The sequence below is a fragment of the Bradyrhizobium pachyrhizi genome (assembly GCF_029714545.1).
Lineage (GTDB): Bacteria > Pseudomonadota > Alphaproteobacteria > Rhizobiales > Xanthobacteraceae > Bradyrhizobium > Bradyrhizobium pachyrhizi.
Genome location: NZ_CP121667.1, coordinates 3792891 through 3806698 on the forward strand (window position 1 = coordinate 3792891; position 13808 = coordinate 3806698).

Consider the following 13808-nt stretch of genomic DNA (forward strand, 5'->3'; position numbering starts at 1 on the left):
TTGGCAATCGACGGCGGGTGGCGGCGGACGAGGCGTCCATTCGTCCCCGACGGCGCGGACGCTGCGCTTCCTTTCGCGCCGAAGCTGCCCCGGCCTGGAAGCAACCAGGCATTCACCGTGTTTGGCGCAAGAGCTCGAGAGAGCTTCGAGCAAAGACCAAGCATTTACGGGGTCTTAACACGAAATGCTCCTGAATGATGTGAGGTTGGACGTGCTTCAAGCGAAGTCACGCGATCCGCGTCAATCGGCCGATTAGGGATTCAATAAATGACATCGCGTGAGGGCTTCGCCCCGTCGAAGATCTTCGCGTCCGCGCTTGGCGTCGTGACCGCGCTTTCCGTGTTCGTGCTCGCCTCCCCGAGCGCCATGGCGGAGGAGGGATTCAGCGGGCCGACCTTCCGAAAAGGAATGTGGCGCTTCGTGCGGACGCTGGAAATCGCCACGTCCTCGAACGTCCGGCAAACGCTGCTCGAGCGCGAAATGACGCGCTGTGTCGATCCGACGCAGGCGATGAAGGCGACCTTCTCATCTCCGTCCGTTGGAAATTGCCACTCTTCGCGGCCGGAAAAGATCAACAACAAATACGTCTTCTCCAACCGCTGCGACTATCTCGGGCCGGTCAGCACCGTCATCACGGTTCTCAGCGACGAGGCCTATACCGAGGTCAACAAGACCAATGTTGGTCAGGCGCCGCGGACCGACCGGGTGGTTGCCCGCCGAATCAGCGATTGCCACGAGGATCGAGCTTCGCTCAGCCAGCCGGCCTCCGCATCGGGCGAGGTGTCGTTGCAGCAGGACGAAGCCGAGGGCGAGCCGCTGTAAGGCGATTGGTCGGCGCGCGGGCCTCAGATCGCCCGCAACACCATCAGATCTTCTGCTGCCCGCCTGGTGCACTCACCTTGACGGTGATCTTCTGAATTTCGGTTCGACCGCCTTGATACTTGACCTCGATGGTCAGGGCGTCATCGCCGAGAAATTCCGGAGGCGCCTTGTAGAAGGCGACATAGGCCGGCACTTCGAGCGCCAGGCAGGCCTTGTAATTGGTGGCCTTCGCCTTCGCCGACTTCACCACAACCTTTCCGGCAGCCGGCGCAGTGACCAGGCGGATGGTCGGCAGCGGCCCCGACGTGCAATCAGGTAACACGTTGAGATAGAGACCAATCTGGGTGTCTCGGTTGGCCAGGGCGCGAACCTGGCGCTCCACCGTGGTCTCCCGGGGGACAGGTTGTGCAGGGGCTTGCGCGGCCGCCGCGCCGAAGCAGCCCCAAATCAAGACAGCGGCACACGCCTGAAGAATCACCCGCATCGACTGCTGCTCCAAATCGCCGGGAAGGACGAACGGGGCCGGGGAAATACTGCCTTTGGCCAAGTTAATCCGGCTAAGCCGTTGTTCTTTCAGCTTCGACCTGTCCGATCTTTACCACACTTCCACGGAAAGCATTGATTAACCAAATACATTTCTTGACCGCGGGGAGGGTTAACAATAGCCTAAAACTAAATTTTTCTACAACTTTTCCTCTAATCGCATTTTGCGGAGTTGATAATGCAGGGTTCGTTTCAGGTCGCTCAGGCAACCGGCACCGGCAATTCCACCAATTCGGCTCCCGTACGAATTTACAAGTTGACCAAGCCGCTGACCGATCAGGCGGTGGTCGTCAATCTTGGATACGACCAGAAGGTGAAGGTCGACTTTTCGTCGATCGCCAATGAAAAGATCACGCTGGTTCACGTCGGCGAAAAGCTGATCATCCTGTTCGACAACCAGTCGACCGTCACGGTTGAGCCGTTCTTCGACTCCCGTGCGGATGGGCTGAAGAATGTCACCATCGAGATGGCGCCGGGGCGCGAGGTCTCGGTCCAGGAATTCGCCAGTCTGTTTCCGATCACCACGGACGCCTCCGTGTTGCCGGCGGCCGACAATGGCGGCAACTCGAACGGCAACGCGCAGGCGAGCGGCGCGGATTTCCGCCCGTTCGCGATTGATCCGTTAGCTCCTGTGCCGACCAACGTGTTGGCGCCGCAGGAAGAGTTGCCGAACCTCGTGACCCCTGTGCCCCCGACCGGCTTCGTGCTGAACAGTGCTCCGCCTCCGATCATTTCCGGCAATCCCCTGTCGGCGCTGATCGTCGACGAGAGCTTCCTGACCGCGGCCACCAACCATGGTGTCGCCGGTTCGGGGCTCGGACCCGCAGGGGCAACGGTCGCGTCTGTGCAGGTGTCGTTCAACGTCACGGTGCCGGGCGGCCAGCAGTCGCTGACCTATGCGCTGTCGGTCACGACACCGAACGAAGATTCCGGTCTGATCGATTCGGCGACCGGTCAGCACGTCCTGCTGACGGTCAACGCGGCCGGCGTCGTGGAAGGGCGCACGGCGATCAGTGGCGATCTGGTCCTCACGGTCTCGGTCGACACCGCGGGTCATGTGACGCTGACCGATCTGCGCGCGGTTCATGAGGCAACACCGGGCAACTTCAATGAAGGGATCACGCTGGCATCGGGTCTGATCACGCTGACCGCCACCGTGACCGACAACAACAATCAGTCGGCAAGTGCGAGCGTCGATGTCGGCTCGCATCTGACGATCCTTGACGATGGTCCGGTGGCCGGCACGGTGACCGGCGCGACCGACACGCTGGTGCTGGACGAAACGCGTCCTGTCGGCAGCGACACCGCAGGCGGCACGACGCCGACCGGCCTCGCCAGCGTGACGGCGGACTTCTCCAACAATTTCACCGGCGGCAGCTATGGCGCCGACGGTGCCGGCAGCACTGCCTACACGCTGCATCTCACCGGCACGAACGTGGCCTCGGGCCTCTATGCGCTGGATCCGACCGACACCAACCCGGCCCATTTCGGGCAGGGCGCGCAGATCGTGCTGAACCAGTCCGGTGACACCATCACCGGTTCGGCCAACGGCACGACCTACTTCACGATCACGATCAACGAGACGACCGGGATCGTGACCTTCACCCAGGTCAACAACATCTGGCATGCCGATCCGACCAACCCGGATGATGCCGCGACGCTGACCCTCTCCAGCGCCAGCCTGCTGCAGGTGGTGCAGACCATCACTGACGTGGACGGCGACAGCGTGACAACGCCGATCAGCCTCGGTGGCGGCGTGTTCACAATTCAGGACAGCGGTCCGACGGCCGGCACGGTGATCGAGAAGGAAGGGCCGGCGGAGACGCTGGTGCTGGACGAGTCGCGGCCGGTTGGCAGCGACACGCCGGCCGGCTTTGCGCCGAGCGGGCTTGCCAGCGTGACGGCGGACTTCTCCCACGACTTCACGTCGGGCAGCTACGGCAGCGACGGACCCGGCCATACCGCCTACACGCTGAAGCTCACCGGCTCGAACGTGGCCTCGGGTCTCTACGCGCTGGATCCGACCGACACGACCACTGCTGACGGCGACGGCATCGGACAGGGCGCGCAGATCGTCCTCAACCAGTCCGGCAACACCATCACCGGCTCGGCCGGCGGGACGACGTATTTCACCATCACGATTGATCCGTCGACCGGGATCGTCACCTTCACGCAGTCGAACAACATCTGGCATTCTGACCCGAAGAATCCGGACGATCCGGCAACGCTGACGCTGTCGAGCCCCAGCCTGCTGCAGGTGGTGCAGACCATCACCGACGCGGATGGCGACAGCGTGTCGACGCCGCTCGATGTCGGCACCCGTGTGTTCACGATCCAGGACAGCGGCCCGACCGCCGGCACGGTGACCGGCCCGACCGACACCCTGGTGCTGGACGAGACCCGTCCGGTTGGCACGGACACCGCGGGCGGCACGGCGCCGACCGGCCTTGATTCCGTGACGGCAGACTTCTCCAACAACTTCACGCCCGGCGGCTATGGCAGCGACGGCCCGGGCCACACGACCTACACGCTGAACCTCGCCGGCGCGAATGTGGCGTCCGGTCTGTACGCACTTGATGCGACCGATACGACCACCGGCGACGGCGACGGCATCGGGCAGGGCGCGCAGATTCTGCTGAACCTGGTCGGCAACACCATCACCGGCTCGGCCGGCGGCACCAATTACTTCACGATCACGATCGATCCCTCGACCGGGATCGTGACATTCACCCAGCTCAACAATATCTGGCACTCCGACCCAACCAATCCGGACGATGCGGCGACGCTGACGCTGTCTGGCGCCAATCTGCTGCAGGTGGTGCAGACCATCACGGACGCGGACGGCGACAGCGTGACGACGCCGCTCGATGTCGGCACCGGCGTGTTCACGATCCAGGACAGCGGCCCGACCGCCGGCGCGGTGATCGCGGCGGCGGATACGTTAGTGCTGGACGAGACCCGTCCTGTCGGCACCGACACTACGGGCGGCGTCGCGCCGACCGGCCTCGACACCGTCACGGCGGACTTCTCCAACAACTTCTCGGCCGGCAGCTACGGCAGCGACGGCGCAGGCAACACGGCCTACACGCTGAAGCTGACCGGCGTGAACGTGGCCTCCGGCCTCTATGCGCTCGATCCGAGCGACACCGACCCGACCCACTTCGGCCAAGGTGCGCAAATCGTGCTGAACCAATCCGGTGACACCATCACCGGTTCGGTCGGCGGGACCACCTACTTCACGATCACGATCAATGAAACGACGGGGGTCGTGACGTTCACCCAGGTCAACAACATCTGGCACGCCGATCCGACCAATCCAGACGATGCCGCGACGCTGACCCTGTCGGGCGCGAACCTGCTGCAGGTGGTGCAGACCATCACCGATGCGGACGGCGACAGCGTGTCGACGCCGCTCGATGTCGGCACCGGCGTGTTCACGATCCAGGATAGCGGCCCGACGGCGGGCACGGTGGCCGGCCCGACCGACACCCTTGTGCTGGACGAGACGCGGCCTGTCGGCACCGACACCGCGGGCGGCACCTCGCCGACCGGCCTCGATACCGTGACGGCGGACTTCTCCAACAACTTCACCGGCGGCAATTATGGCAGCGACGGCGCGGGCAACACGGCCTACACGCTGAAGCTGACCGGCGCCAACGTCGCCTCCGGGCTCTATGCGCTGGATCCGACCGACACCGACCCGACCCATTTCGGGCAGGGTGCGCAGATTCTGCTGAACCAGGTCGGTGACACCATCACCGGCTCGGCCGGCGGCACCAACTACTTCACGATCACGATCGACGAGACGACCGGCATTGTCACGTTCACCCAGCTCAACAACATCTGGCATTCCGATCCGACCAATCCGGACGATGCAGCGACGCTGACGCTCTCCGCGGCCAACCTGCTGCAGGTGGTGCAGACCATCACCGATGCGGACGGCGACCACGTGTCGACGCCGCTCGATCTCGGCACTGGTGTGTTCACCATCCAGGACAGCGGCCCGACGGCGAGCGCGCTGTCCGGCGCAACGGACACGCTCGTGCTCGACGAGACGCGGCCTGTCGGCACCGACACCGCGGGCGGCACGGCGCCGACCGGCCTTGCCAGCGTCACGGCGGATTTCTCGAACGGCTTCGCCGGCGGCAGCTATGGCAGCGATGGCCCGGGCAATTCGGCCTACACGCTGAAGCTCACCGGCGCCAACGTGGCGTCCGGCCTGTACGCCCTTGATGCGACCGACACGACCACCGGCGATGGCGATGGCATTGGGCAGGGTGCGCAGATTCTGCTGAACCAGGTCGGCAACACGATCACCGGCTCGGTCGGCGGTACCGATTATTTCACGATCGCGATCGATCCCTCGACCGGTATCGTGACCTTCACCCAGCTCAACAACATCTGGCACTCCGATCCGACCAACCCGGATGACGCCGCGACGCTGACGCTGTCGCGTCCGGAAATCCTGCAATTGGTGCAGACCATCACCGATGCCGACGGCGACAGCGTGACGACGTCGCTCAACCTCGGCTCCGGTGTGTTCGCAATCCAGGATAGCGGTCCGACCGCGGGCACGGTGATCGCGGCGGCGGATACGTTGGTTCTGGACGAGACCCGTCCCGTCGGCACGGATACAGCGGGCGGCTCGGCGCCGAGCGGCCTCGACACCGTGACGGCAGACTTCTCGAACAACTTCTCAGCCGGCAGCTACGGCAGCGACGGTCCGGGCAACACGACCTACACGCTGAAGCTCACCGGCGCCAACGTGGCGTCCGGCCTCTTTGCGCTCGATGCGACCGACACGACCACTGCCGACGGCGATGGCATCGGGCAGGGCGCGCAGATTCTGCTGAACCAGGTCGGCAACACGATCACCGGCTCGGTTGGCGGCACCAATTACTTCACGATCACGATCGATCCCACGACCGGTATCGTCACCTTTACCCAGCTCAACAACATCTGGCATTCCGATCCCACCAATCCGGACGATTCTGCGACGCTGACGCTGTCGGCTGCCAATCTGCTGCAGGTGGTGCAGACCATCACCGACGCGGACGGCGACAGCGTGACGACGCCGCTCGACGTCGGCACCGGTGTGTTCACGATCCAGGACAGCGGCCCGACCGCCGGCACGGTGACCGGTCCGACTGACAGCCTCGTGCTGGATGAGACCCGTCCCGTTGGCAGCGACACCGCAGGCGGCACAGCGCCGACCGGGCTCGACACCGTGACGGCGGACTTCTCCAACAACTTCACCGGCGGCAATTATGGCAGCGATGGTGCGGGCAACACGGCCTACACGCTGAAGCTGACCGGCGTGAATGTGGCCTCCGGCCTCTATGCGCTGGATCCGACCGACACCGACCCGACCCATTTCGGGCAGGGTGCGCAGATCGTGCTGAACCAATCCGGTGACACCATCACCGGTTCGGTCGGCGGGACCACCTACTTCACGATCACGATCAATGAGACGACCGGGATCGTGACGTTCACCCAGGTCAACAACATCTGGCACGCCGATCCGACCAATCCGGACGATGCCGCGACGCTGACCCTGTCGGCCGCGAACCTGCTTCAGGTGGTGCAGACCATCACCGATGCGGATGGCGACAGCGTTGCGACGCCGATCAACGTCGGCACCGGCGTGTTCACGATCCAGGACAGCGGTCCGACGGCGGGCACGGTGACCGGCCCGACCGACACCTTGGTGCTGGACGAGACCCGTCCCACAGGAACGGATACTGCCGGCGGCACGGCGCCGACCGGGCTCGACACCGTGACGGCGGACTTCTCCAACAACTTCACCGCCGGCAGCTACGGCAGCGATGGTGCTGGGTCGACGACCTACACGCTGAAGCTGACGGGCTTGAACGTGGCCTCCGGCCTCTATGCGCTGGATCCGACCGACGCCGACCCGACCCATTTCGGGCAGGGTGCGCAGATCGTGCTCAACCAGGTCGGCGACACGATTACCGGCTCGGCGAACGGCACGACCTACTTCACGATCACGATCAATGAGACGACCGGGATCGTGACGTTCACCCAGGTCAACAACATCTGGCACTCCGACCCAACCAATCCGGACGATGCCGCGACGCTGACGCTCTCGGCGGCCAACCTGCTGCAGGTGGTGCAGACCATCACCGATGCGGATGGCGACAGCGTTGCGACGCCGATCAACGTCGGCACCGGCGTGTTCACGATCCAGGACAGCGGTCCGACGGCGGGCGCGGTGACCGGCCCGACCGACACCTTGGTGCTGGACGAGACCCGTCCCACAGGAACGGATACTGCCGGCGGCACGGCGCCGACCGGGCTCGACACCGTGACGGCGGACTTCTCCAACAACTTCACCGCCGGCAGCTACGGCAGCGATGGTGCTGGGTCGACGACCTACACGCTGAAGCTGACGGGCTTGAACGTGGCCTCCGGCCTCTATGCGCTCGATCCGACCGACAAGACCGCCGGCGACGGCGACGGCATCGGACAGGGAACGCAGATCGTGCTCAACCAGGTCGGTGACACCATCACCGGCTCGGCGAACGGCACGACCTACTTCACGATCACGATCAATGAGACGACCGGGATCGTGACGTTCACCCAGGTCAACAACATCTGGCACTCCGATCCGAACAACCCGGACGATGCGGCGACGCTGACGCTGACGCGCCCTGAGTTGCTGCAGGTGGTGCAGACTATCACGGACGCCGATGGTGATAGCGTGACGACGCCGGTCAATCTCGGCACCGGCGTGTTCACGATCCAGGACAGCGGCCCGACGGCAGGTACCGTGACCGGTCCGACCGACACCCTCGTTCTGGACGAGACGCGTCCTATTGGCAGCGACACCGCCGGCGGCACGGCGCCGACCGGGCTCGACACCGTGACGGCGGACTTCTCCAACAACTTCACCGGCGGCAGCTACGGCAGCGACGGTGCTGGCAGCACGACGTACACGTTGAAGCTCACCGGTGCGAACGTGGCCTCCGGCCTCTATGCGCTCGATCCGACCGACAAGACCGCCGGCGACGGCGATGGTATCGGACAGGGCGCGCAGATTCTGCTGAACCAGGTCGGCAACACCATCACCGGCTCGGTCGGCGGCACCAACTACTTCACGATCACGATCGATCCGTCGACCGGCATCGTGAGCTTCACCCAGCTTAACAATATCTGGCACTCCGATCCGACCAACCCGGACGATGCGGCGACGCTGACGCTGTCGGCTGCCAATCTGTTGCAGGTGGTGCAGACCATCACCGATGCGGACGGCGACAGCGTGACGACGCCGCTGAACCTCGGCACCGGCGTGTTCACGATCCAGGACAGCGGTCCGACCGCCGGCACGGTGACCGGCCCGACCGACACGCTCGTGTTGGACGAGACGCGTCCTGTTGGCACCGACACCGCGGGCGGCACGGCGCCGAACGGGCTTGTTTCCGTGACGGCGAACTTCTCCGACAACTTCACCGGCGGTAGCTATGGCAGCGACGGTGCTGGTTCGACGACCTACACGCTGAAGCTGACGGGCTCGAACGTGGCCTCCGGCCTCTATGCGCTCGATGCGACCGACAAGACTGCCGGCGACGGCGATGGTATCGGACAGGGTGCGCAGATTCTGCTGAACCAGTCCGGCAACACCATCACCGGTTCGGTTGGCGCGACGACCTACTTCACGATCACCATTGATCCCGCAACCGGGATCGTGACCTTCACCCAGGTCAACAACGTCTGGCACTCCGATCCGAACAATTCGGACGATGCAGCGACGCTGACGCTCTCGAGCGCCAACCTGCTGCAGGTGGTGCAGACCATCGTCGATGCCGACGGTGACAGCGTGTCGACGCCGCTCGACCTCGGCACCGGCGTGTTCACAATCCAGGACAGCGGCCCGACGGCGCCGACAGCGACGGTCAGCGCAGCTACGATCGGCGTGGACGAGACCCCCGGCCTGCAGACCACCGGCGGCGCGAGCGACGTGCTCGGCTCGACTGCGATCACGTTCAACGGTGCCGCCAGCACTGTCGCCGCGCTGTTCAGCACGGTCGCGAACAAGGGCGTCGACACCGATGTGTCGGCAGCGTCACTTGACAACGGTGCGCTCAGCTTTGCCTCGACGGGCGCGAGCAGCATCCTGACGGTGGCCGGAGGCAGCTTCGGCTCTGACGGCGCGGGGTCTACGACCTATGCGTTGAGCGTCCTCAGCGCTGCGTCAGGCCTGACGTTGACGGATGGCACAGGGATCGCGCTGTCGCTGGATGCCAGCGGCCGGATCATCGGTACTGTGGGCAACGATGCCGCCAACCCCAGCCTGACGGGCCAAACGGCGTTCGCGATCGCCATCGATCCGATCACCGGTCAACTCTATGTGGCGGACTATCTCTCGCTCCACCACAACAGCACCGCCAGTCCGAACGATCTGCTGACGATGACGGCCGGCAAGATCGGCGCGACGGTGACGTTGACGGACGCCGATGGCGATCATGTGACGGCCACCGCCGACATCAGCACCCATATCAGCTTCCTCGACGACGGCCCGAGTTTCGGCACGATCGAGCATGGAATCATTGCCGATTACGCGGGGATGTCCGTGCTTGGTAACCTACCCGTGTTCTCCGGCGCCGATGGTTTTGGCGCATATGACTTCACCTTGACTGGAAACACGGCGCCGGCCGGCCTGACGTTCAATGGCCAGGCCGTGCACTATTCCATCGACGCACTTGGACAGAATTTGACGGCCTATATCGGTGCGGCCCCATCGGCAGCGAATAATATCTTCACGCTGAATCTGGATGACACAACCGGTCACTACCTATTCACATTGCTTCAGCCGTTCACGGAGACAACGATCCAGAATGTCGGCAGTTCATCCGCCTTTGGATCGGGACCTTCGGAAGAGCAGATTCTTTCTTCGAACACCGATCAACTGGCGGTTGTTTCGGGAACGACCTCCGGCGGCAGCCAAGGCGGTGTGAACGGATCAACCAACGGTTGGGGCGTTGACAACAATAACTTCGACCCCAATGAAAAGCTGCTGTTCGATTTCACGAGCGGCGCAATCGCCAGTCCGGTCGGCAACGCGGCGTTCCATCCGCCGGCAAACGAATCGGTCGCGAACTACACGTTCTCCAACTACAAGGGCGGAGACGAAATCCATTACGTCGTCACTTATTGGGACGGAGTGCACGCCGCCTCCATCACATCGGTATCCGGTGATTTCGATCCTTCCACCCACACCACGGTCGCCACCGAATGGTCGACGCCCACAGCGCCGGCCGGCCTGCAGCTCTACACTGTCCAGTTCACGGACGTGACAGGCAGCGGCAAGGTCGACTTGGTTGGCGTCGGAGTTTCGTCGACCACGAACGTCTCCGAGGACCTGAGCTTCAACGTGTCGACGATTGACGGTGACGGCGACACGGCGTCGAGCACCATCAATATCAACATCAATGGCACCACGACCCTTCTGGGCACGGCCGGCAATGATGTCATTGTCGCCGGACCAACCAACGAGACGCTCACTGGCAATGGTGGGGACGACAAGTTTGTTCTCAATCTCAGCGCCCACGAAATCATCAGCGATTTCAACAGCGGTGATACACTCCTTCTCGACGTGGCCGGTCTGAGCCTGCCGACGGGCGTTTCAAACGCCCTTACGGCTGGTCAGTTCACGTCATCGGCAGTCACCGGCGGGACCGAGAACAACGCCAGCGCCTGGAGCGAAAGTGGAAGCACGAACAAGTTCTTCTTCAACAATACGACGCATGAGCTCTGGTACTCGGCGAATGGCACCGGCTCCGACAAGGTGGATCTCGCACATCTGAGCACTGGCGTGCCGGCGGCCACGAACGTTCATATTTTCTAGGCCAGGCTCGCAGCAAAATCAGAAATCCGCGGAGACTACTCCGCGGATTTTTCTTGATTGAATTGTCGTCTACTCGCTGGCAATCACATCAGCACGGGCAGGAAGCCGGTGAGGGGGCTCGCTGCATCAAGCGACTGCACCCCCGTCCATTCCGTCTCCGCGGCATTGGCGGCCGCCGGCGCCGCGTCGAGCTCGTCGCCGAGCGGGAGGCGCTTGGCATAGGGGGCTGCAAACAGCTGCACGCCGCGGTCGTTGATCGCGAACATCGGTGTGAAGTTGCCGAGCTCGCCGTCATCAATCAGTTCGGAGCGGCGGCTGTCCAGGATCAGCCAATGGCCGTCCAGGCGCGCCGCCAGCACGGCATGATCCTGGCGGATGGCGCGATCGCGGCCCAGCACCAGGCGCAGATCCTCGCGCGGGAAGCCGGCTTCGCTGAGCGCGATGTATTTTGCGATCGCATAGTCCTCGCAGTCGCCCTTGCCGGTCGCGAAGGTGGCGAGCGGTGCAGTCCAGCGGTCGGCCTCGCCGTGCTGGGCGAAGTCGCTGACATAGCGGATCGCCTGGTTGACGCCACGGTTGACCTCATCCAGCCGGTCGCGTCCGGATTTGGACTTGACCGCGCCGATCAGGCGAAGGAATTGCGCGGCTTGCGACGGGCAGCCGGCGGCGCTCTCCCGGCATTGCTCGAGAACGCTCTGCTCTCTTGCGAGATCGGATTCGAGGCCGCGCCATTTGCGCCACAGGCCGTTTTCCGGTGCGCGGAAGGTGAACAGGCCAAACGGCTCGGCGCCGACAGGCGGAAGCGGCTTTGCCGCGGGCACCGCGTCGGTCGCGGTATTTGGCGGCGTGAGCGAGGCGGTGCGAATGGCGTTCGGACCCCGGCCGCGTTGCCGGTCGAGCTTGGCCAGGACGTCGGCGATGGTGAAGAAGGTGGCAGGCGGGCGGTTCGACGCGGCGTCCGCGGCGGGCGCGAGCTCGCCGGCGGGTTTTCCGAGCGAGAGCTCGTCCGCGGCAAACGCGGCAGGCGTGGCGCAAAGACCTATTGTCAGTGCAGCCGCGGCCATGACCGCCGACGAAGCAAACTTCAGCGACTTCATATGACGTCCCCAATGTGGGGACCGTCAACGTCTGTGCGTCGATCTGCGTCCCCGCTGTTATCGGGACGCAGACTGGCGCTTTGGCCGCTTAAGCGGAGTTAAGTGGAGGGAAGTGCCACCTCGAATGTCGAAAAGGCGGTCAATCCGGGGTTTGCCGGTTCGTTCGAAATTGAACGAACCGAGGTTACGATCGGTTAACCACGGAATCCGTGGTCCCGATCAGCGTTCGCGCAGGGCCTCGTCACGCAGCAGGCGGGCGGGCTTCACGATGTAGTCCAGCACGGATTTCTCGCCGGTCAGGACCTCGACCGTGGTCACCATGCCCGGAATGATCGGCAGCGGATGCTGCTCGGTGCCGAGGTGGTTCTTATCGGTACGCACCATGACCCGGTAGAAGGTCTCCTGGCGTTCGGTCTTTTCCGCCTTGTCGTCGACGATGGTGTCGGCGCTGATGCGTTCGACCTTGCCCTTCAGCGATCCGTAGACCGAGGAATCATAGGCGCTGATCTTCACAACCGCGTCCTGGTCGGGACGGATAAACGCGATGTCCTGCGGACGAATCCGGCCTTCCACCAACAGCGTGTCGTCCAGCGGCACGATGTCCATCAGGTTGGCGCCCGGCTGTACGACAGCACCGATGGTACTGATGTTCAGTTTGTTGACGATGCCGTGGACCGGCGCCTTCAGATCCGTGCGGCGCACCCGGTCCTGGGCGGACTTGATATTCTCGTCGAGCACGGCGAGGTCGGCACGCGATTTGGCCAGGTCCTCGTCGGCCTGTGAACGGAACGACGCGGTGATGTTTGCGATCTTCGACTGCGCTTCGGCCAGCTGTCCCTTCATCTCGGTTGCCTGCCGATCAAGTCGCAGCATCTCGATCTCGGGCACGACCTTCTGCTCATACAGCCTGCGCGTCAGGGTCTGCTCGCGCTCGAGGAGCTTGAGGGAGCCGGAGAGGCGAGTGACCTGCTGGTTGAGGACGTCGATGTCCTGCGCGACCTTCTGCCCCCGCATCCTGAACACGCTGGTCTCGGTCGCGACGGCGGCGGGAACCATCTTGTCGAGATCGTCCGGAAAGGTGATCTCGGCTCGGCCGCGCGCCTCGGCGTCGAGGCGCGCCACCCGCGCCGCCATAGCCGCGCGGCGCTCGCGGATTTCGCCGAACTCTGAAGCGAATTTCGTATCATCGATCCGCATCAGGGACTGGCCCTGCTGAACGATGTCGCCTTCCCGGATCAGGATGTCGCCGACGATCCCGCCTTCGAGCGATTGAACCACCTGCATCTGCCGCGACGGCACGACGCGGCCGCTGCCGCGCTTGACCTCGTCCAGTACGGCAAAATGAGCCCAGATCAAGAACGTCGCAAGCAGCGCGCACGACGTCCACAACAGCATGCGGGAGGTGCGCGGCGTGCGCAGCAGCGCCGCGGACCGGATATCATTTGCAAATGTGAAATCGGAAGACGCCATAATGTATTTGC

At 63.8% G+C, this 13808-nt stretch carries 5 protein-coding genes; 2 read left to right on the plus strand and 3 right to left on the minus strand.

What is annotated here, in order from left to right:
• The first annotated feature begins 267 nt into the window (after positions 1-267).
• Positions 268-822, plus strand: coding sequence for a DUF3617 domain-containing protein (locus QA639_RS17330; RefSeq protein ID WP_028331382.1), 555 nt, complete (start codon positions 268-270; stop codon positions 820-822).
• 43 nt (positions 823-865) lie between these two features.
• On the opposite strand, the gene QA639_RS17335 is transcribed toward QA639_RS17330, so the two are convergent.
• Positions 866-1369: a hypothetical protein gene (locus QA639_RS17335; protein WP_244978433.1), complete on the minus strand. Its 504-nt coding sequence runs from the start codon at positions 1367-1369 to the stop codon at positions 866-868.
• Between the two features lie 174 nt (positions 1370-1543).
• On the opposite strand from QA639_RS17335, the gene QA639_RS17340 reads away from it, so the two are divergent.
• Positions 1544-11230: a beta strand repeat-containing protein gene (locus tag QA639_RS17340; RefSeq protein ID WP_283090307.1), complete on the plus strand. Its 9687-nt coding sequence runs from the start codon at positions 1544-1546 to the stop codon at positions 11228-11230.
• Positions 11231-11313: 83 nt separating this feature from the next.
• Here QA639_RS17340 and QA639_RS17345 read toward each other — a convergent pair whose 3' ends face one another.
• Positions 11314-12327, minus strand: coding sequence for a transglutaminase-like cysteine peptidase (locus tag QA639_RS17345; protein ID WP_050386278.1), 1014 nt, complete (start codon positions 12325-12327; stop codon positions 11314-11316).
• Between the two features lie 219 nt (positions 12328-12546).
• Positions 12547-13797, minus strand: coding sequence for an HlyD family type I secretion periplasmic adaptor subunit (locus tag QA639_RS17350; protein WP_028334078.1), 1251 nt, complete (start codon positions 13795-13797; stop codon positions 12547-12549).
• Between the last annotated feature and the right edge of the window lie 11 nt (positions 13798-13808).